Below are 19,769 nucleotides of genomic sequence, written 5' to 3'. Positions count from 1 at the left end.
GACGGTCGGCGAACGCCGCCCGCGCCGCCCGGACTTCACCGCGGCCGACGGCCAGACCGTCCGCGCCATCGGCGACTGTGTCGTGCCGCGCCGCATCGCGCACGCCCTCGCGGAGGGGCGTGCGGCCGCGGAGGCGGTCGCGGCGAATCTGCCATGAGCCCGCACTGTTCTTCGCTCCGGAGGATGCCCTTGATGAGGCGGCGGTCGGCGATCTGCCTGGCGGTCGGCCAACCGGAAAGAATGTCCGTTTCCTGAGCGCGTGAGAGCAGGCGGTACTGCTCGCTGCCGTCGAGCAGTTCATCGTGGGTGCCCGTGGCGACCACGCGGCCCGCGTCGAGCACGACGATCCGGTCCGCGGCGCGGATGGTCGACATGCGGTGGGCGATCACCAGCAGCGTGCACTCCTGCGCGGTCTCCCGGATCGACCTGCGGAGCGCCGCTTCGCTGACTGCGTCCAGATGGGCGGTCGGCTCGTCCAGCAGCAGCAGGCGTGGCCGGGTCAGCAGGGCACGGGCGATCGCGATCCGCTGGCGCTCGCCACCGGAGAGCGCCATGCCGTGCTCCCCGGCGTCGGATTCCAGGCCCTGCGGGAGGCGGTCGACCAGGTCGGTGAGGTGCGCCAGCTCGACCACCCGGTCCAGCTCGTCCTGTCCGGCTTCCGGGACGGCGTAGGTCAGGTTCTCCCGCAGCGTGCCGTACATCACCGGGGCATGCTGCTCCACCAGGCCGACCCGGGCCCGGTGGTCGGACCGGCCGAGCGTCCCGATGTTGCGGTCGTCGAAGAGGATCCGGCCGCGATCGGGGTCGTAGAACCGCTCGATCAATGCGAAGACGGTGGATTTGCCGACCCCGGAGTTGCCGATCAGGGCGACATGGGAGTGCTCCGGTACCTCGAAGGTGACGCCGCGCAGGACGGGGCGCCGTGGTGCGTAGCCGAACCACACGTCCCGGAACTCCAGCACGGGTGCTCGCGGCCGTCCGCCGTCGCTGCCCGCCCGGTAGGACGCCGGAGTCCCGGGCCGGGGCACGGTGTCCTGCTCGGTGGGCAGCGTCATCACTTCCGTGACCCTGCGGTACGCGCCCATGCCCTGTTCCATGGTGCTCAGGGACTGGAAGAGCGTTCCGATCGGCTCCACCAGATAAATCATGTACAGCAGGAAGACGGCGAGGTCGGCGATCGACCCCTGCCGGTCGGCGACCCGCATGCCGCCGATGAGGAGCACGACGATGAACGAGCCCTTCACGGCCAGCTGGATCGCCGGTGTCACCATCGCGTCCAGCTTCGCCATCCGTACGCTGCCCGTACAGGCCGACCTGGCGCCGCCCGCGATGCGGTCGCACTCGCGCTGCTCGGCGCGGCTGGCCCTGACGGTACGGATGGCACCGAGGGCGCGCTCCAGATCAGCGGTCATCAGGCCTGTCGCCCGCTGGGTGGACAACGACGCCGTCTCGATGCCGCGCAGCACCGAGGCGACGATCACGGCGGCGATCGCCACCATGCCCAGCACGACGAGGAACATCTGCCAGTCGAGCCAGATCATCAGCGCCACCACGCCGACCAGCCCGATGGCACCGGTCACCGCCTCGGTGAAGCCCTCGGCGACGAGCAGCCGCAGGGTGGTGCTGTGGGTGCTGGTGCGCGAGATCAGATCGCCGATGCGGTGGCGGTCGTACACGGCCATGGGCAGCCGCAGCACATGGCTGATGAGCCCGAGCCGGACCCCCAGCACGATCCCCTCGCCCGTGCGGGACAGGACGAACTGGGCGAGGCCCTGCACCAGTGCCTGGGCGAGGAAGACCACGACGAGCAGCGTCAGGACGTACCCGATCGAGCCGCCCGACGTGGTCGCCTCGATCACCCGCTTGACCATCAGCGGCTGGGCCAGGCTCAGCGCCGAGGCGCACAGGGTCAGCAGCACGGCGAGGCATATCCACCGGCCGTGCCCGCGCACCAGGCGCAGCACGTCCCGTGGGCCGGCCCGGCACCGCGATCTTCACCTGTCCTGCCTCGCCGTCATGATGCCGGAGGACCAGCGGCCGAGCAGCCAGGGCCGGCCCGATGGGTGGCTGACCTCCTGTAGCGCCCGGCGGCGGAGGGCGGTGCCGATCCTGTCCGCCGAAGCACAGTCCGGAAGGACGACGAACCAGTCCGGTCCTTCCTTGGAATCGGGAAAACCGGCCATGCCTGTGCCCATGCTTCTCCTTGACGCCGTGCCACCTGGTGAGCCATGGGGCTGGGCGGCGGAGCCGCATCCACAGCCACCGCCGCCTGTGTCTGTGGGCACTCGGACAGGATCGGTCGGGCCCGTGCCGGGTGCCCGGGTACGGAGGGCGGGTCAGAAGAACCTCCTCCTGAAGAACCAGAACCTTTCCGGTCCAGCCCTGAAGCCGATGCCGGTCTTACGGAAGGAGCCGATCGGGGTCAGCGTCGGACGCTCGTAAGCACGCATGTCGTAACACCTCCTTTCCACTACCCGAAGCCCGGTTGGAAAGTTCCAGGAGTGTGATCCTCGACGTGCGTCTGCGATGAAGGATCTCTTCCCCCGTAGGCGCCCACTTGGCCCACTGCCCACATCTGGCAGCTGGGCGGGAAACAGCGTCGACCGCAGTCGATTGGAAGCGTCAGCAACCAATCTCGCGGCGGTGTACGTGTCGGCCGGCCGTCGGCTCCCGGAAAACAGGGCTGTCCCATCGGGTGGGTCGACGGAGGCTGAACCGAAGTAGGTGAGGGTGTCAGTCATTCTATTGAAGTCAGTTCAGTTCAGTGGGAACCTCGGGAGTGTCGTACGGGACCGACACCGAGGAGGAAGCATGCTGGCCGCCAGGCTGTACGGAGCCAAGGATCTGCGGATCGAGGAGATGGCCGAGCCCGAGCCGGGACCGGACGAGGTGAAGATCCGCGTGGCGTACGCGGGGATCTGCGGCACCGATGTGCACGAGTACTTCGAGATGCCGCGGGCCACGCATGTGCCCAATCCGCTCACCGGCGCCACCCTTCCGCAAACCCTGGGGCACGAGTTCGCCGGAACCGTGGTGACCTGCGGTGAAGGGGCCGACCGGGTCGCGCCCGGCGCCCGGGTCTGCGTACGGCCCATCCGCACCTGCGGAGTGTGTCCGCGCTGCATGTCGGGACTGTCCCACCTGTGCACGGCCCTGGCGGCGATCGGTGTGACCGCCCCGGGCGGCGGCCTCGCCCAGTACGTGGTCGTGCCGGCCGACTCGGTGCACCAACTGCCCGACGGTGTCCCGCTGGAGCAGGGCGCCCTGGTGGAGCCGATGGCGGTGGCCCTGAACGCGGTGGAGCGGGCCCGTGTGCCCCGTGGTGGCAGCGCGCTGGTGACGGGCGCGGGCGCGGTCGGGATGGGCGCGTTGTTCGCGTTCAAGGCGCACGGCGTCGAGGACGTGCTGATGGTGGAGCCCTCCCCGGCACGCCGCGCGGCCGCCGAACGGCACGGGGCCCGGGTGCTCGACCCCGGCGCCGTCGACGTGGCCGCGGAGGCGATGGCCCTCACCCGGGGGCGTGGCGTGGACGCCGCCGTCGAATGCTCGGGCCGGGCCGATGCGCTGGACGCCGCGATCCGCTCGCTGGCCGCCCGGGCGCCGGTGGTGATGGTGGCGCTGTACTCCGGCCCGGTGGCCATCGACGCGTCCGTCGTGCGCCTGGCTGAACTCGCCCTGCTGGGCTGTGAGGCCTACCCGGACGGGGTCTTCGAGCGGGTCATCGAGCACATGGCGAGCGGTCGCTACCCGGTGGACGGCTGGCTCGACCACATCCCCCTCCACGACACCCTCGCCGGGTTGCACGACGTCCGGGACGGGCGACGGCTCAAGGTCCTCGTGGACATTCCGGACGCCGGCGGGGACTGAGCGGGGCGGACCGGCGGGCGTCCTGCGGGGCAATCTCGGCAAGGGGGTTGACAGTGGATCACCCCCTCCGCAGACTCATAGTGAATTCAGTTCAGTTTGGAGGATCTGAGATGGCAGTGGAAGACGAAATCCAGTTCGAGCGTGACGGCCATGTCGCCCGCGTCTGGCTGAACCGACCGTGGAAGAAGAACTGCGTCACGGTGCCGATCCTGGACCGGCTCGACGAGATCATCACCGAGGTCGACGAGGACCCCGAGCTGCGGGTCCTGGTGTTCCGCGGCCGTGGCGGCACGTTCTGCTCGGGGTTCGACCTCGACAGCCTCAAGGCGGACTTCGTCGGCAAGTCGACCGCCATCGAGGTCGCGGTGAAGTCCGCGAAGGTGTGCGACCGCCTCTACTCGATGAAGACCCCCTCGGTCGCGGTCCTGGAGGGCTACGTCACCGCGGGCGGCTTCGAGATCATGATCTCCTGCGACTTCGCCATCTCCGCGGACGACGCCAAGATCGGCGACTTCCACATCCGCCGCTCGCTGTTCGGTGGCGCGGGCCCGATCTACCGCGTGCCGCGCATGATCGGCATCCGCAAGACCAAGGAGCTGATGCTCACCGGCAAGCTGCTGTCAGGCATCGAGGCCGCCGAGTTCGGCCTGATCAACAAGTCCGCCCCGGCCGACAAGCTGGACGAGACGGTCGAGGACTTCATCGGGGACCTCACCGACAAGAGCCCGTTCACGATGTGGCTCACCAAGATGACCATCGACCGCAGCCTGGACGCCGACACCCAGTCGCTGATGGTCATGGAGCACCTCGCCGTGGGTGTGGCGCTCAACTCCGAGGACGCCGCCGAGGGTGTCTCGGCGTTCCTGGAGAAGCGCGAGCCCAAGTGGCAGGGGCGCTGATCCGCATGACCACGGATCCGCGCAGTCCGGCGACCGCACTCCAGGGCTCACGCTGCCCCGGCTGCTCGGTGTCGGTCTACCCCGCGGACGACGCGTGTCCGCGCTGCGGAGGGCCGGCCGACCCGGCGGCCCTGTCCGGCGCGGGCACCCTGTGGACCTGGACGGTGCAGCGCTACGCACCCAAGTCACCGCCGTACCAGGCCCCGCCGGGCGGCTTCGTCCCGTTCGCGCTCGGCTACGTCGAACTGCCGGACGGCGTACGGGTGGCCGCAGTCCTCGACGTCGACGACTTCGAGGAGGTCCGCATCGGCATGCCCCTCACGGTTACCGCGGGCGAAGGGGTACCGCGGGCCCACCCCACCACCGGCCACAAGGGGAGCGCATGAGCGCCGACGTCCTGATCTGCGGTGCCGGGCGCACCCCGTTCGGCCGCACGGAGGCCAGCGGCCGTCAACTGGCCGTCGGCGCGGTGAACAGCGCTCTGGCAGATGCCGGAATCGAGTGGTCGCGGGTGGGAGCGGCGTTCGGCGGCAGCGACAGCGCCGGGCTCGCCGACACCCTGGTGGCCCAACTCGGCCTGACCGGGCTGCCGTTCGTCAACGTCAAGAACGGCTGCGCGACCGGCGGCAGCGCCCTGGTCTCCGCCGTGAACGCGATCCGCTCCGGCATGGCGGACGTCGTCCTCGCCGTCGGCTTCGACAAACACCCGCGCGGCGCCTTCGACCCACGCCCCGAGGACTGGGGACTGGGCGCCGAGTACGGCAGCGGCGGACTGATGGTGACCACCCAGTTCTTCGGCATGAAGATCCAGCGCTACATGCACGACCACGGAATCACGCCGCGGACCCTCGCCCTGGTCGCCGAGAAGGCGTACCGCAACGGAGGGCTGACCCCCGAGGCATGGCGGCGCAAGCCAGTGTCCGCCGAGGAGATCCTCGACTCCGGCATGGTCAGCGATCCCCTGACCCGCTTCATGTTCTGCTCGCCGGGAGCGGGCGCCGCCGCGCTCGTCCTGTGCTCGCCCGAGGTCGCCCGCACCCTGGACGGCCCGTCGGTCACCCTGCGCTCGGCGGCCGTACGCACCCGCCGCTTTGGCTCGTTCGAGGTGTTCAGCCCCTGGATCCCCGGGGGCGAACTCACCAGCGTCAGCCGCGACGCCTCCGCCGCCGCCTTCGAGGAGGCGGGGCTCGGTCCCGGCGACGTGGACGTGTGCCAGCTCCAGGACACCGAGAGCGGCGCCGAGATCATGCACATGGCCGAGTGCGGGTTCTGCGAGAACGGCGAACAGGAGTGGCTGATCGCCTCGGGTGCCACCGAGATCGGTGGCACCCTGCCGGTCAACACCGACGGCGGCTGCATCGCCAACGGCGAACCCATCGGCGCCTCGGGACTGCGCCAGGTCTACGAGGTCGTCCAGCAACTGCGCGGCCGGGCAGGCGAACGCCAGGTCCCGGGCGGACCGAGGGTCGGCTTCACCCATGTGTACGGCGCCCCGGGCGTGAGCGCCTGCACGGTGCTGTCCCGCTGATCCGCGACGGAAGGATCCGCGACTCAAGGGTCCGCGACTCAAGGATCCGCGACGGAGGAAGGAGAGAGGAAGGACATGAGCGGTATCCCGGATCCCAACGCGTTCCGCGCGCAGGCCCGCCAGTGGCTCGCCACGGTCGCCCGCCCGCGCAGGGCCGACGGGGCGTGGGGCAGCGGCTCCGACTCCGTCGCCGTGTTCGAGAACTGGACGCAGCAGCAGGAACGCGAGCACACCGCCCGCACCCAGGAATGGGAACGCACCCGCTACGACCAGGGCTGGGGCGCCCTCAACTGGCAGACCGCGTACGGAGGCCGTGAGCTGCCCGCGTACTACGAGCAGCTCTACCGCACCGAAGAAGCGGCCTTCGACGTGCCGCACCGCACCGAGATCTTCCCCGTGACCCAGCAGCTCGTCGCCCCCGCGATCGGCATCTGGGGCACCGACGAGCAGAAGGGGCGCTGGCTGCGGCCCATGCTGCGCACGGACGAGCTGGCCTGCCAGCTCTTCTCCGAGACCGAGGCGGGCTCCGACCTCGCCGCGGTGCGTTCGAAGGCGGTGCGTGAAGGCGACCACTGGGTGCTGCGGGGCCACAAGGTGTGGACCTCCGGGGCCGGGGTCGCGACCTGGGGGGTCGCCGTGTGCCGCACCGACCCGGACGTACGCAAACACGCCGGCATCACCGTCTTCCTGGTGCGCATGGACGCGCCGGGCGTGACCGTACGGCCCATCCAGCAGATGACAGGCGGGGCCAGCTTCAACGAGGTCTACCTCGACGACGTGATCGTGCCCGACACCGACCGGCTGGGACCGGTCGGCGAGGGCTGGCGGGTCACGCTGAGTGTGCTGGCCGCCGAACGGCTCGACTCCGGAAACCTGGGCCTCGACAACGCCGACCGGGCCCTGGACCTGGCCAGGAACCTGCCCCGCCCGCTCACCGGCGGCGAACAGCGACAGGCCGCCGACCTCTACCTCCGCGCCCTCGTGCAGCGGCTCATCGGGCTGCGGGTGACCGGCGCCCTCGTCGCCGGACGCGAACCCGGAGCCGAGGCCTCGGTCGGCAAGCTGTACGCCACCGAGACCATGCGCCGCACCAGCGACCTGGCGTCCGAACTGCTCGGGCCGCGCCTCGTCGCCGACACGGGGGAGTGGGGCACGTACGCCTGGACGGAGCACCTGCTCGGCGCGCCCGGTTACAGCATCGCGGGCGGTACCGACGAGATCCAGCACAACATCCTCGCCGAGCGGGTGCTCGGCCTGCCCAAGGAGCCCGTCCGATGAGCACGGTCACGCAGCTGTCGGAGCTGGCCGCACGGGTCCGTGACGCTCTCGCCCGCAGCCATCCGGGGGGGCCCGTGGGCGAGTTGAGGACCCTGCCCGGTGGCCACTCGGGGCTGACGTACGCGGTGAACGCGGGCGAGGCGGCGTACGTCATCAAGGCGGTGCCTCCCGGGCAGCGGCCCGTCGGGCGCAACGACGTGCTGCGTCAGGCACGGGTCCTGGGCGCGCTCGCCGGAACCGCGGTGCCGGTGCCGGGTGTCGCCGCCGTCGACGAGAGCCAACCGGCCTGGTTCGCCATGGACTTCGCCGCCGGTGAGGCCGTAGAACCCGTCCTGGACGAACCCGAGGTACCCGCCGCCACGGCTCGGGCACGCATGCTGCAGATCGCCTCCGTGCTGCGCCGGCTGCACGAGACCGACATCGACACACCCGGCCTGGACGCGCCCGAACCACTCGACGCCACCGGCGAGCTGGAACGGTGGAGCCGCACCCTGCACGCCGTACCGTCCGAACTGCGGCCGGGAGGCGAGGAGTTGCTCAAACGCCTCGCCGACGACGTGCCCGACGGCCACCCGCCGGTGCTGCTGCACGGCGACTTCCGGCTCGGGAACGTGCTGTGCGTCGGCGAGCGCGCGGTGGCCGTCGTCGACTGGGAGATCTGGAGCGTCGGCGACCCACGCATCGACCTGGGCTGGTTCCTGCTCTTCGCCGACCACCGCAACTTCCCGCAGCTGGGCCGCGCGGTGCCCGGCCTGCCCACCGAGGCCGAACTCCTCGACGCCTACGGCGGTGGCGGCCCCGCGCTGCCCGCGATGGACTGGTTCCGCGCCCTGGGCCGCATGAAGATGGCCGCGATCATGGGCCACAACCTGCGCCGGCACCGTGAGGGCAAGCACCACGACCCGGACCAGGAGCGACTGCCGCCCACCATCGCCGCGATGATCCGCACGGCGCGCGACATCCTCGGCTGACCCGGACCCGCCAGCCACACCCCAGCATGAGGAGCAACTCGTGGACTTCGGATTCTCGCCCCGGGCGAGTGAACTCCAGCACCGTATGCGGTCGTTCATGGAACAGCACGTCTTCCCCGCGGAGGCCGTCTACGACCGGCAGCTGGCCGAGGCGGACGACCCGCACGCGCTGCCGCCGGTGATGACCGAGCTGAAGGAGAAGGCACGCGCCGAGGGCCTGTGGAACCTCTTCATGGCGCACGGCGACTGGGGCGCGGGACTCACCAACCTCGAATACGCGCCCCTCATGGAACTGGCGGGCCGCTCCATCATCGGCCCCGAGGTGTTCAACTGCTCGGCGCCCGACACCGGCAACATGGAACTGCTCGCGCTGTACGGCACCCCCGCACAGCAGAAGGGCTGGCTGCGGCCCCTGCTGGAGGCCGAGATCCGGTCCTGCTTCGCGATGACCGAGCCCGAGGTCGCCAGCTCCGACGCCCGCAACATCCGCACCCGCATCACCCGCGACGGCGACAGCTATGTCGTCAACGGCCGCAAGTGGTACACCTCCGGGATCCTCGACCCCGACTGCAAGCTGATCATCCTGATGGGCAAGACCGACCCGGACGCGCCCACCTACCGCCAGCAGAGCATGCTGCTCATTCCCCGCGACACGCCGGGCGTCACCGTCCTGCGCGACCTGCCGATGTTCGGCTACACCGACCGGTGCGGACACGGCGAGGTGCTCTTCGAGGACGTCCGCGTGCCCGTGGAGAACATCCTCGGCGGCGAGGGCGACGGATTCGCCATCGCCCAGGGGCGGCTCGGCCCCGGACGCATGCACTACGCGATGCGCGCCGTGGGTTTCGCCGAGCGCGCCCTGCAGCTGATGTGCGAACGCGCCACCGACCGCGTCGCCTTCGGCGGGCCTCTCGCCGACCGCGGCGTGGTGCGCGAGTGGATCGCCCGCAGCCGTATCGAGATCGAACAACTACGGCTGCTGGTACTGAAGTCGGCCTGGCTGATGGACACCGTGGGCAACGCCGCCGCCCGGATGGAGGTCGCCGCGATCAAGGTGGCGGCGCTGGAGGTCGCCCACAAGGTGGTCGACCGCGCGGTCCAGGCACACGGCGCGGCCGGGGTCAGCGACGACACCGTACTGGCCCGGCTGTTCTCCATCACCCGGGCACTGAAGATCGCCGACGGGCCCGACGAGGTGCACCTGCGCACGGTCGCCCGCCAGGAACTCGCCCGGTACAAGAAGACCGATCCGAAGGCCGAACGGCAGACGGCCGACACGAAGGCCGAACGGCAGACCTTGGACACGAAGGCGGGGGCAGCGTGAGCGCCAATATCCTCGACGGCAAGGTGGCCGTCATCACCGGCGGATCCCGCGGCATCGGCCTGGGCATCGCCACCGCCTACCGGGCGGCCGGCGCGCACGTGGTCATAGCGGCGCGGAAGGCGTCCGGACTGGCCGAAGCGCGCGAGGAGTTGCTACGCGTCAAGAGCGACGGCGACCTCCACACCGTGGTGGCCAACGCCGGCGAGCCCGACCAGGCCGAGGCCTGCGTCGACGAGACCATGGCCCGCTTCGGCCGCGTCGACATCCTCGTCAACAACGCGGCGACCAACCCGTACCACGGTGACCTGCTCGACCTGGATCTGCCGCGGGCGGAGAAGACGGTACGGGTCAACCAGTACGGAATGATCGCCTGGACCCGCTGCGCCTGGCGCGCCTGGATGGCCGAGCACGGGGGAGCGGTCGTGAACATCGCCTCCGTCGGTGGACTGATCGTCGACCCGCACATCGGCTACTACAACGCCACCAAGGCGGCCATGCTCCACATGACCCGGCAGCTCGCCTACGAACTCGGGCCGCGCGCACGGGTGAACGCCATCGCCCCTGGCCTGATCAAGACCGAACTGGCGCGTGCGGTGTGGGAGGTCCGTGAGACCGTCCTCACCGCCAAGCTGCCGATGCGGCGCCTGGGCACGGTGGAGGATGTGGCGAGCGCGGCGCTGTTCCTCGCCTCCGACGCCTCTTCCTGGATGACCGGCCAGACCCTGGTGCTCGACGGAGGCGCGACCGCCCTGCCGATCGGGGTGGACGAGTGAGCGCCCCGCGACCCGCTGAACGGGGGGGACGACCGAGCGCGCCGCGCCCTGCCGACGGCGAGGGACGACCGAGCGTGCCGCGTCCCGCCGGTGAACTGTTCTCGCTGGAGGGCAGGACCGCCGTCGTCACCGGTGCGTCCGCGGGGCTCGGCGCCCGGTTCGCGAGCGTCCTCGCGCAGGCCGGCGCCACCGTGTTCGCCGCCGCCCGCCGCGTCGACCGGCTGAAGGAACTCGCCGACTCCGACGCGCGCATCCACCCGGTCGCTTGCGACGTCGCACGAGAGGCCGACCGTACGAGGCTCATCGAGACGGCGCTGACGACCACCGGCCGCATCGACATCCTCGTCAACAACGCCGCGACCTCGGGCGAGACCCGTGCCGAGGACGAATCGCCGGACGCCTTCACCGACGTCCTCGGCGTCAACCTCACCGCGCCCTTCCATCTGGCCCGGCTGACTGCCGAGGCCCCGGCCCCGGCGAGCGGCGGCAGGAGCATCATCAACGTCTCCTCCATCCTCGGCCTGGTCTCCGCCGCACCCCTCGGCGGTGCGAGCTACTCCGCGTCCAAGGCCGGCCTCATCGGCCTGACCCGTGAGCTGGCCGGCCAGTGGGGCCGTAGCGGAACACGCGTCAACGCGCTCGCCCCGGGCTGGTTCCACACCGAGATGACCGAGGACCTCTTTAGTGACGAGCGCTCCAGTCGTTGGGTCGAACGCAACACCCTGCTGCACCGCGGCGGCGACGGCCACGAACTCGACGGCGCGCTGCTGTTCCTCGCCTCGGACGCGTCCTCGTACTGCACCGGCCAGGTCCTGACCGTCGACGGCGGATGGACCGCGCGGTGACGGGCGCCGGACCGGGTGCGGGGGAGCATGCTACAGCGGGCGCCGGACCGGGCGCGGGGGACCGCGCGATGGCGGATGTCGGTCCGGGTGCTGCGGATCGCGGTACGACGGGCGGCAGCCCACGTGTTGCGGACCGCGCGACGGCGGGTGTCGGTCCGGGTGCCGCGAATCGCCCTACGGCCGGCCTCAGCCCGCGTGCAGTGGATCGCGCGGCGAGCGTCGGCGTCGAGATCCAGGACGACGGCCTCGCCCGCGTCACGCTGCGCCGGGCCCAGGCGGGCAACGCCATCGACCTCTCGACGGCGCGCGGGCTACTCGACGCGGCGAGGGCCTGCGAACGTGCGGCCGTACGCGCCGTGCTGCTCACCGGTGAGGGGAAGTCCTTCTGCGTCGGCGGCGACCTCAGGGAGTTCTCCCGGCTCACCGGTGAGGCCCTGGAGAAGCACCTCGTCGCGGTGACCGACGCGCTGCACGACGCCCTGCGCACGTTCGCCTCGATCGACGCGCCCATGGTGGCCGCCGTCCACGGTGCCGTCGCAGGCGCGGGCATCGGCCTTGCCGCGGCCGCCGACGTGACACTCGCGGCCGACGACGTCACGTTCACCGCCGCGTACACCGGTATCGGCTACTCGCCGGACGCCGGGGTGAGCTGGCAGCTGCCCCGCCTCGTCGGGCCCAAGCGTGCGGTGGAGCTACTGCTGACGAACCGCCGTGTACCGGCGGCGGAAGCCGTCGCGATCGGTCTGGTGAGCCGTGTCGTCCCGTCCGGGGAACTGACCGCTGAGGCCGAGCGGACCGCAGAGGCCCTGCGCCGCGGCCCCACCCGCGCCTTCGGCGCCACCCGCCGCCTCGTCGCCTCCGGTCAGACGGCGGACCTCACCCGGCATCTCGACGACGAGGCCAGTGCGCTCGCCGCCGCGGCCGCTTCGGACGAGGGACGTGAGGGCGTCGCCGCGTTCCTCGACAAGAGGGCTCCGGACTTCAGGCGCGTCCCGTCCAGGCCTTGATCACTCAACGATCACTCAACTCGTCCTCCGAACCAAGGGAGCCCACCGTGTCGGAAGCATTCATCGTCGGAGCCGTCCGTACCCCGGTCGGCCGCCGCAAGGGCACGCTCAGCGGCGTGCACCCGGCCGATCTCGGCGCCCATGTGCTGCGGGCCCTGCTGGAACGTACGGGAGCCGACCCGGACGCGGTCGACGACGTGTATTTCGGCTGTGTCAGCCAGATCGGGGCCCAGACCGGAAACATCGCCCGCACCGCGTGGCTGTCGGCGGGGCTGCCGCAGCACGTACCCGGGACCACCATCGACCGTCAGTGCGGCTCCTCCCAGCAGGCCGTGCACTTCGCCGCCCAGGCGGTCGGTTCCGGCGCCGCCGACCTGGTGGTCGCGGGCGGGGTGGAGGTGATGAGCCTGGTGCCGATAGCCAGCCCCATGTTCGTCGGCGAACAGGCGGGCATGGGCAGTCCCTTCGCCGGAGACGGCTGGCGCGAGCACTTCGGGGACCAGGAGGTGTCGCAGTTCCGTGGCGCCGAGCTGATCGCCGAGAAGTGGGGCGTCTCGCGCGAGGACATGGAGCGGTTCGCGCTCACCAGCCACCAGCGGGCGCTCGCCGCGCAGGCCGGCGGAGCCTTCGGCGAGGAGATCACCCCGGCCTTCGGGCTCGCCGCCGACGAGGGCCCGCGCGCCGACACCACGCTCGAGAAGATGGCGGGACTGAAGACCCTCACCGACGACGGGCGGCTGACGGCCGCCGTCTCCAGCCAGATCTCCGACGGTGCCGCCGCCCTGCTCATCGCCTCCGAGGACGCGGTCCGCCGCCACGGTCTGACCCCCCTGGCCCGCGTGCACACCATGGCAGTGGTCGGCTCCGACCCGATCCACATGCTGACCGGCCCGATCCCGGCCACCGAGAAGGTCCTGGACAGGGCGGGCCTGTCCATCGACGACATCGACCTGGTCGAGATCAACGAGGCCTTCGCCTCCGTCGTCCTCGCCTGGCAGAAGGAGATCGGCGCCGACCAGGAGCGGGTCAACGCCTTCGGCGGGGCGATCGCGCTCGGGCATCCGCTCGGCGCCACGGGCGCCCGCCTGATGACCACGCTCGTCCACCAGCTGCGCAGGACCGGTGGCCGCTACGGTCTGCAGACGATGTGCGAGGGCGGGGGGATGGCCAACGCGACGGTGCTCGAACGCCTCTGACCGGCCGTGCTCGACGCCTCTGACCGGATCTGATTGGCAACTGAGTTCAACTTGGGTTTACTCTCGGGTACGGACACGGTGGGTGACGGCCATGGAGAGGGAGCATGACGAGGATCGTTGAACCGGAGGCGGGACCGCGGTCCAAGCGCGCGGCCATTCTCACGGCCGCGGTGGACTGTTTCGGTGAGACCGGCTTCGAGGCCACCAAGTGGTCGACGGTGGCGGAGCGTGTCGGCATCGGGCAGACGGCCCTCTACCACTACTTCGAGTCGAAGACCCACTGCCTGCTCACCATCATGCGGGTGGAACTGCAACGCTCCCACGACCGGTTCGTGGAGGCGACGAAGGACGCCGCGGACCCCGTCGAGGCGCTGCGGGCCGCGGTCCGCGCGGCCTACGACGTGTCACCGCAGGAGGTCCTGCAGATGCGCATCCTGCAGAACCACATGGATCTGCTGTCCGGTTCGCGCAGGTCCAAGCGCGAGGAGGACGAGCGGGTCGCGGCCCGTCAGCTGGTCCAGGTCGTCGAACGGGACTGGACGAATCTGCTCGTCAAGGGCATGTCCCAGGGCTCCTTCCCGCTGCGTGACGCACAACTGCTCGGTGCGAGTGTGCTCGGGCTGATCGTCAGTGTGTGGCGGTGGTACCGGCCGTCAGGACCGACCCCGCTCGCGGAGGTCAGCGAGCTGATCGAGGGCGCCTGCGTCCGGATGGTCGCCTCCTGACGCGCTGAGCGGTCACCGCACCTCGCGGCCCTCCGACGGACCCACGTCGGAGGGCCGCACTGCTTTCTCAGTACGTGACGAGCCATTGCCAGGGCTGTTTTCGCGGGATTAAAATCCAAACTGAACTGAACTTAACTCAGGTTGATCTGAGGAGGGGTCTTGCGACGACGCACGACACGCTCGCTCATCGCCGCAGCCACCGCCCTGCTCGCACTCGCGACGAGCGCCTGCGGCACCCAAGGCCCCGCGGCCCGGGACGACATCATCAGGATCGGCGCGTGGTACCCGCTCACGGGAGCCGTCGCCTCGTTCGGCATCCCCGAGAGAGCCGGCGCCGACGCGTACTTCAAGTCGGTCAACGCCCGCGGCGGGATCAACGGACGCAAGATCGACTGGGTCGTCAAGGACAACGCCTTCGATCCCCAGCAGACCGTGCAGATCGCCCGTCGGCTCGTCGACCAGGACGGAGTGGTGGCGATCGTCGCCACCAACGGCACCGCACAGTCCCAGGCCACCTTCCCCTTCGTCCTCGAACAGTCGAAGGTCCCCGTCCTCAACACCCTGGGCGGCGACGCGTCCTGGTACCAGCCCGCTCGCGACGGCCTGTTCGGCATGCAGACCCTCTACGAGGACCAGGCATCGGCGCTCGGGCAGTGGGCGGCGCAAGACGGGGCGAAGAAGGTGCTCGTCGTACACAGCGACCCCGCGGCGTTCGTGAACGTCGCCAAGGAGATCGGCCCGGCGGCCCGCAAGACCGATCCGTCGGTCCGGGTCGAAAGCCTGTCGGTCAAGTTCCAGACCACCGACTACAGCCCGGTGATCAGCAAGGTGAAGCGTGAGAAACCCGACGCCGTCGTGGTGATCCTCGCCGCCGCCGAGGCCGCGTCCTACCTGAAGGAAGCCAAGCTCCAAGGGCTGAACACACCCGTGTACGGCTACGCTCCGGTCGCGGCACAGTCCACCCTCACCCTCGCGGGCAAGGCGGCCGAAGGCGTCAAGGCGGTGCAGCTGGTGAAGTCGCCCAACGATGACGACGACCCGGCCATCAAGGAGTTCCGCTCCGCGATGGCCAAGTACGAGCGCGGGCAGCCGGCCGACTTCATCACCCTGTGGGGCTGGGCCGCGGCCAAGGCATTCGTCGAGATCGCCCAGACCATCGACGGCCCCATCACCTCCGAGGCGCTGACCGCCGCGTACAAGAAGGCCCGAGCGGTCGACACCGGCGTGGCACCGGTCCTGAACTTTTCCACGCAGAACCACCTCGGCACCCGCGACGTACAGAAGGTCGTTGTCAGGGACGGCCGCTGGGAGTCCCAGGGGGACTTCTTCACCCCGCCCGCCCGTGACTGAATCCCCCAGCGACTGATCCTGATCGCGACTGAACCCAGCCATTCCCCGCATGGAGAGGACTCCCATGGCCGGCGTAATCCCCGACTACATGGCCCGCATGGACAGTGACGACCCCCGTCGGGCACTCGAACTCCTCGAGCCGGACTTCCGATTCCTGATCGCCCTGCCCGGCCGCGAGGCGACGGGAACCTCCAGGGACGACTTCGCCGCCTACATCGCCGGCCGCAACGCCGTCGACAGGGGACACAAAATCCTCCGGCACAGCTCCGACGGCGACCTGGAGACCGTGTACGGAGTGGTCACCGAGTCCGGGAAGACCGTCGGCTCCTTCCTCTCGGCCGCCGTCGTCACACCCGACGGGCGCATGGCCCGCTACCAGTCGTACTTCAGCACCACCTACGACCTCATCGACCGGCCGGACTAGCAGTCCCCACCCCGGCAGCCACCCACCGATTCCTGGGAACCGACATGCCCGACACCTCCACGGACGCCGCCCCCGCGCCCTTCCTCACCGCCTGGTTCGACATCCTCGACAGTGACGAACCGACCCGGATCCTCGACCTGATCAGCGACGACTTCACCCTCTCCATCCTGTTCTCCACCGGCGACGGCAACGCAACCGACTTCGCCGGGGACCGTGCCGCCCTCGTCGGCTATCTCGAACAGCGCGAGAAGGGCACCCGCACCCACCATCTCCTGTCCGCGACCACCCTCGGCCAGGACGAACTCTTCCTCGGCGAGGTGCGGCGCGGAGGAGTACCCGAGGCGACCTTCGTCGCCGCGGGCCGGGTGGACGACTACGGACGTCTGCAGCGCCTGCTGATCGGCCGGTCGTCCGAGATCCGCTTCACCTGAACCCACACGACCGGAAGCGACTGGACATGCAAGCTCCGCCTCGACCGGACACCCACGGAGGACCGTCATGTACAACCTCGTCCTGCTGGCCGCCAGGCCCCCGGAGTGGACCCACGAGCAGTTCATCGACTGGTGGCGCGGCGACCACGCGGAACTGACCTACCGCCTGCCCGGGCTTCGCGCCTGGCGGCACACCGAGATCGACCAGGCGCTCGAGCCCCGCTCGGAGGGCTGGGACGGGATCTCCGTGCTCAGCTTCGACTCCCCGCAGGACCTGAAGAAAGCCCTCGCGAGCCAGGAGTGGGCGGACGCGATCGCACAGGTCGGGGACATGAAGGGCCGCCGCATCGCGGTGATGGGGCACGAGGCACAACTGTTCGGCGGCTGAGACCGCCGGACCGGGCCTTCTCAGAGCGTTCACCACCGCGTTCATCACACAGATCTTCACGGAGTACGGCCAGCGTAGCGAGGAAGCGGGATGCGACAGGTAGTGCGGGAGTTCCAACGAAGGGCCGAGCAGGCGGACTTCGTCGCCGTCATCGACGACGAGGGCAGTCATACGGCGCGCGAGCTGCTCGCCGAGGCCGGCCGGCTCGCCGAAGCGATGTTCCCAGGCGGCCAGGGCGGCACCGTCATGCTCCAGGCCGACAACTCATGGCGTACCGTGGCCGGCTCCCTGGCCGTGGGACTGCGCGGCGGGGTCCTCGCGGTCGTCAACCGGCACACCACCCAGGCCGAGTTCGCAGCAGCCTGGGAGGACATCCGCCCCGACGCGGTCGTCGCCGAGACCTCAGCGAGCGACGAATGGAGACTCCACGAGCTGCTGCCGGGCCCGGTGGACGCGGTGCTCGACGGCTGGACCTGCCGCGCCACACCCGGACCGCGTGAGGTGTCACGCTGGTCGGGAGGTGTCCTCATCGGGCTGACCTCCGGCTCGACAGGGCGGCCCAAGGGCGTGGTGCAGTCCGAGGAGGCCCTGCGCTACGCCTGCGCCAGCACGATCGACATCAACGGCCTGGCCCCCGGCGACGCGGTGGCCGCGATCGTGCCGCTGTCGTCGACGGCCGCCTACTGCTTCGGCGTGTACCTCTCCCTTCTGCTGGGCGGCCCGCTCGTCCTGACCTCGAAGTGGGACCGGGCCGTCGCGCTGCGACGGATGGCCGAGACCGAGGTCCGCTGGACCATGTGCGTACCGACGATGGCGCTGCAGATGGGGGCCGAGGCGGCCGGATCCGGCGTGCTCTCGGGAGTCCGCGCCATCACCGTGGGCGGCGGTCCCATGGACCGTGGCGCCCTGGCACGCGCCGAACGGTCACTGGGCACCAGGATCCTGCGCGTCTTCGGCATGTCGGAGTGCCTCGGCCACACCTCACCGCGCCCCGACGACCCCGAGGAGATCCGGCTCGGCAGGGACGGCCGCCCCTTCCCGGGCACGCACCTGCGCGCACTGACCCCCGACGGCGCCGAGGCCAAACCGGGCGTCACCGGCCGGGCCCAGGTCCGCGGCCCCTCCCTGTTCGTCGGCTACGCCTGCGACGGCCACGTCGAGCGGCCGGCGCTGACCGAGGACGGCTTCTTCCCGACCGGTGACCTGCTGCTGACCCACGAGGACGGCACCGTCACCATCATGGGCCGCGAGAAGGACATCATCATCCGCGGCGGCCTCAACATCGACATCACCGAGATCGAGCGGGCCGTCGCCGGGTACCCGCGCGTGGCCAGGGCCTGCGTCGCCGCGGTCCCGGACGAGGTGCTCGGCGAGCGCGTCGCACTGCTGGTCGTCACCGAGGACGGACACGGCATCGACCTGGCCGAGGTGACCGGACACCTGGAGAGCGTCGGACTGTCCAAGGCCAAGTGGCCCGAGTTCGTGTACGACGTCGAGGAGCTGCCCCAGACCAAGGTCGGCAAACTCGACCGGAGCGGAGCCCGCGAACTCGCCCACCGGCTACGGACGGGCACCCCCGACTCGGCCTGATCAGAGGCGATCCGGCTTGACCACAGGACGGACCCGGCGCGGTCGCACCCCCGCGCATCCCGCCGGGTCCGGTCCCCAGCGAAACAGAAGCATGGGAGAGACATGACAGCGCGGTTCGACCAGGGCCCATGGGCCGCAGCCGGAGTCCAGACCGTCCAGCCCGGAGTGCACCGCGTTCCCCTGCCACTGCCCAACGACGGCCTGCACGCCGTCAACGTCTATCTGCTGGAGAACCTCGCGGAGGACAACGGCATCGTCATGATCGACGGGGGCTGGGCGATCCCCGAGGCGCGCAAGGCACTGGAGGAGGCGCTGGCCGCCATCGGGCGCGACCTCGGCGACATCAGCCACATCCTGGTCACCCACATCCACCGTGACCACTACACCAACGCCGTGGAATTGCGCCGACTGCTGGGCTCGCGGGTCTACCTGGGCGCGGGCGAACGGCCGGGCCTGGAGATGCTCGACCGGCTGCGCAGCGACGTACCCGCCGGCTCGCTGGAGACCCTGCGCAGGGGAGGAGCGCCCGATATCGCCGACCAGATCGCGGCGATGGACCACGGCGGCTACGACCCGAGCGTGTGGGAGGCCCCCGACCAGTGGCTCGGGGCGGGAACGCTCCGCTTCGGCGAGCACGAGCTGCGCGTCGTACCGACTCCCGGGCACACCAGGGGGCACGTGGTCTTCCTGGACGAAGAGCGCGGTCTGCTGTTCGCCGGCGACCACGTCCTTCCGCACATCACCCCGTCCATCGGCTTCGAGCTGACCGAGGCCGACGGGCGCCCCCTCGCCGACTACCTGGACTCGCTGCGGCTTATGACGCGGTACGCCGACACCCGTCTGCTGCCCGCGCACGGGCCTGTCACCGACAGCGCCCACACCCGTGTCGCCGAACTGCTCACCCACCACGACGACCGGCTGGCCAAGAGCCTGACGGCGCTGGGCGAGGACACGCTCGACGCGCACGCGGTGGCGCGCAAGCTGGGCTGGACGCGCCGCGAGGTGCCGTTCGGGGACCTCAACGCCTTCAACCAGATGCTCGCCGTGAACGAGACGGCGGCCCACCTGGACGTCCTGGTGCTGCGCGGACGCGCCACGGTGGCGTTCGTGGGCGGGGTGAACCAGTACACGCGCGTGCGCTGACACGGCACGTACGCAGGGGGAGGGGCTCGG

General features: G+C 70.5%; 20 protein-coding genes and 1 pseudogene. 18 read left to right on the top strand and 3 right to left on the bottom strand.

Going from position 1 to position 19,769, the window contains the following annotated elements; translation table 11 throughout:
- Nucleotides 1-35: 35 nt before the first annotated feature.
- The 3 genes and pseudogenes from M2157_RS01585 to M2157_RS01575 all read right to left on the bottom strand — a co-directional run bounded on the left by M2157_RS01585 (nucleotide 36) and on the right by M2157_RS01575 (nucleotide 2,450).
- Nucleotides 36-1,964 carry an ABC transporter ATP-binding protein gene (locus tag M2157_RS01585; RefSeq protein WP_280859967.1) on the bottom strand — a complete coding sequence of 643 codons (1,929 nt, stop codon included), beginning with the start codon at nucleotides 1,962-1,964 and terminating at the stop codon, nucleotides 36-38.
- Nucleotides 1,965-1,977: 13 nt separating this feature from the next.
- Nucleotides 1,978-2,183 (bottom strand): annotated as a pseudogene (locus M2157_RS01580) (asparagine synthase); the annotation flags it as partial.
- Between the two features lie 153 nt (nucleotides 2,184-2,336).
- Nucleotides 2,337-2,450: a keywimysin-related RiPP gene (locus M2157_RS01575; protein ID WP_225886551.1), complete on the bottom strand. Its 114-nt coding sequence runs from the start codon at nucleotides 2,448-2,450 to the stop codon at nucleotides 2,337-2,339.
- A 361-nt stretch (nucleotides 2,451-2,811) separates the two neighbouring features.
- Between M2157_RS01575 and M2157_RS01570 the strand changes: the two genes are divergently transcribed.
- The 18 genes from M2157_RS01570 to M2157_RS01485 all read left to right on the top strand — a co-directional run bounded on the left by M2157_RS01570 (nucleotide 2,812) and on the right by M2157_RS01485 (nucleotide 19,739).
- Nucleotides 2,812-3,867, top strand: a complete 1,056-nt coding sequence (locus tag M2157_RS01570; RefSeq protein WP_280864132.1) for an alcohol dehydrogenase catalytic domain-containing protein — start codon at nucleotides 2,812-2,814, stop codon at nucleotides 3,865-3,867.
- A 110-nt stretch (nucleotides 3,868-3,977) separates the two neighbouring features.
- Nucleotides 3,978-4,766: an enoyl-CoA hydratase/isomerase family protein gene (locus tag M2157_RS01565; RefSeq protein WP_266452198.1), complete on the top strand. Its 789-nt coding sequence runs from the start codon at nucleotides 3,978-3,980 to the stop codon at nucleotides 4,764-4,766.
- 5 nt (nucleotides 4,767-4,771) lie between these two features.
- The gene (locus M2157_RS01560; protein WP_280859965.1) at nucleotides 4,772-5,152 is read left to right on the top strand and encodes an OB-fold domain-containing protein; all 381 of its coding nucleotides are present in this window, start codon (nucleotides 4,772-4,774) and stop codon (nucleotides 5,150-5,152) included.
- Complete coding sequence (locus M2157_RS01555; RefSeq protein ID WP_280859964.1) at nucleotides 5,149-6,294, top strand: thiolase family protein; 1,146 nt, start codon at nucleotides 5,149-5,151, stop codon at nucleotides 6,292-6,294. The genes M2157_RS01560 and M2157_RS01555 overlap by 4 nt, the downstream gene beginning before the upstream one ends.
- A gap of 75 nt (nucleotides 6,295-6,369) precedes the next feature.
- The gene (locus tag M2157_RS01550) at nucleotides 6,370-7,572 is read left to right on the top strand and encodes an acyl-CoA dehydrogenase family protein (protein WP_280864131.1); all 1,203 of its coding nucleotides are present in this window, start codon (nucleotides 6,370-6,372) and stop codon (nucleotides 7,570-7,572) included.
- A complete protein-coding gene (locus tag M2157_RS01545; RefSeq protein WP_280864130.1) occupies nucleotides 7,569-8,543 on the top strand; it encodes a phosphotransferase family protein in 975 nt (324 codons plus the stop codon). The genes M2157_RS01550 and M2157_RS01545 overlap by 4 nt, the downstream gene beginning before the upstream one ends.
- Before the next feature lie 40 nt (nucleotides 8,544-8,583).
- Nucleotides 8,584-9,867: an acyl-CoA dehydrogenase family protein gene (locus tag M2157_RS01540; protein ID WP_280864129.1), complete on the top strand. Its 1,284-nt coding sequence runs from the start codon at nucleotides 8,584-8,586 to the stop codon at nucleotides 9,865-9,867.
- Nucleotides 9,864-10,640 carry an SDR family oxidoreductase gene (locus M2157_RS01535; protein ID WP_280864128.1) on the top strand — a complete coding sequence of 259 codons (777 nt, stop codon included), beginning with the start codon at nucleotides 9,864-9,866 and terminating at the stop codon, nucleotides 10,638-10,640. The genes M2157_RS01540 and M2157_RS01535 overlap by 4 nt, the downstream gene beginning before the upstream one ends.
- Before the next feature lie 74 nt (nucleotides 10,641-10,714).
- A complete protein-coding gene (locus M2157_RS01530) occupies nucleotides 10,715-11,485 on the top strand; it encodes an SDR family oxidoreductase (protein ID WP_280864127.1) in 771 nt (256 codons plus the stop codon).
- A gap of 200 nt (nucleotides 11,486-11,685) precedes the next feature.
- Complete coding sequence (locus M2157_RS01525; RefSeq protein WP_280864126.1) at nucleotides 11,686-12,492, top strand: enoyl-CoA hydratase-related protein; 807 nt, start codon at nucleotides 11,686-11,688, stop codon at nucleotides 12,490-12,492.
- A gap of 47 nt (nucleotides 12,493-12,539) precedes the next feature.
- Entirely contained in the window at nucleotides 12,540-13,688 is a 1,149-nt protein-coding gene (locus tag M2157_RS01520) for an acetyl-CoA C-acetyltransferase (protein ID WP_280864125.1), read from the top strand.
- 104 nt (nucleotides 13,689-13,792) lie between these two features.
- Nucleotides 13,793-14,413: a TetR/AcrR family transcriptional regulator gene (locus M2157_RS01515; RefSeq protein WP_280859957.1), complete on the top strand. Its 621-nt coding sequence runs from the start codon at nucleotides 13,793-13,795 to the stop codon at nucleotides 14,411-14,413.
- Nucleotides 14,414-14,572: 159 nt separating this feature from the next.
- On the top strand, nucleotides 14,573-15,763 hold the full coding sequence (locus M2157_RS01510) for an ABC transporter substrate-binding protein (RefSeq protein WP_280864124.1): 1,191 nt from the start codon (nucleotides 14,573-14,575) through the stop codon (nucleotides 15,761-15,763).
- A gap of 64 nt (nucleotides 15,764-15,827) precedes the next feature.
- On the top strand, nucleotides 15,828-16,187 hold the full coding sequence (locus tag M2157_RS01505) for a nuclear transport factor 2 family protein (RefSeq protein ID WP_280864123.1): 360 nt from the start codon (nucleotides 15,828-15,830) through the stop codon (nucleotides 16,185-16,187).
- A 44-nt stretch (nucleotides 16,188-16,231) separates the two neighbouring features.
- Nucleotides 16,232-16,618, top strand: a complete 387-nt coding sequence (locus M2157_RS01500; RefSeq protein WP_280859954.1) for a hypothetical protein — start codon at nucleotides 16,232-16,234, stop codon at nucleotides 16,616-16,618.
- Nucleotides 16,619-16,685: 67 nt separating this feature from the next.
- Nucleotides 16,686-17,006, top strand: a complete 321-nt coding sequence (locus M2157_RS01495) for an EthD domain-containing protein (RefSeq protein WP_057614575.1) — start codon at nucleotides 16,686-16,688, stop codon at nucleotides 17,004-17,006.
- Nucleotides 17,007-17,096: 90 nt separating this feature from the next.
- A complete protein-coding gene (locus M2157_RS01490; RefSeq protein ID WP_280859953.1) occupies nucleotides 17,097-18,596 on the top strand; it encodes a class I adenylate-forming enzyme family protein in 1,500 nt (499 codons plus the stop codon).
- A gap of 102 nt (nucleotides 18,597-18,698) precedes the next feature.
- Entirely contained in the window at nucleotides 18,699-19,739 is a 1,041-nt protein-coding gene (locus M2157_RS01485) for an MBL fold metallo-hydrolase (RefSeq protein ID WP_280859952.1), read from the top strand.
- The last annotated feature ends 30 nt before the right edge of the window (nucleotides 19,740-19,769 follow it).

Source organism: Streptomyces sp. SAI-127, from assembly GCF_029894425.1.
Classification (GTDB): domain Bacteria; phylum Actinomycetota; class Actinomycetes; order Streptomycetales; family Streptomycetaceae; genus Streptomyces.
Note: the sequence above shows the minus strand (reverse complement) of the source record. Positions and strands in the feature narration are given on the sequence as shown.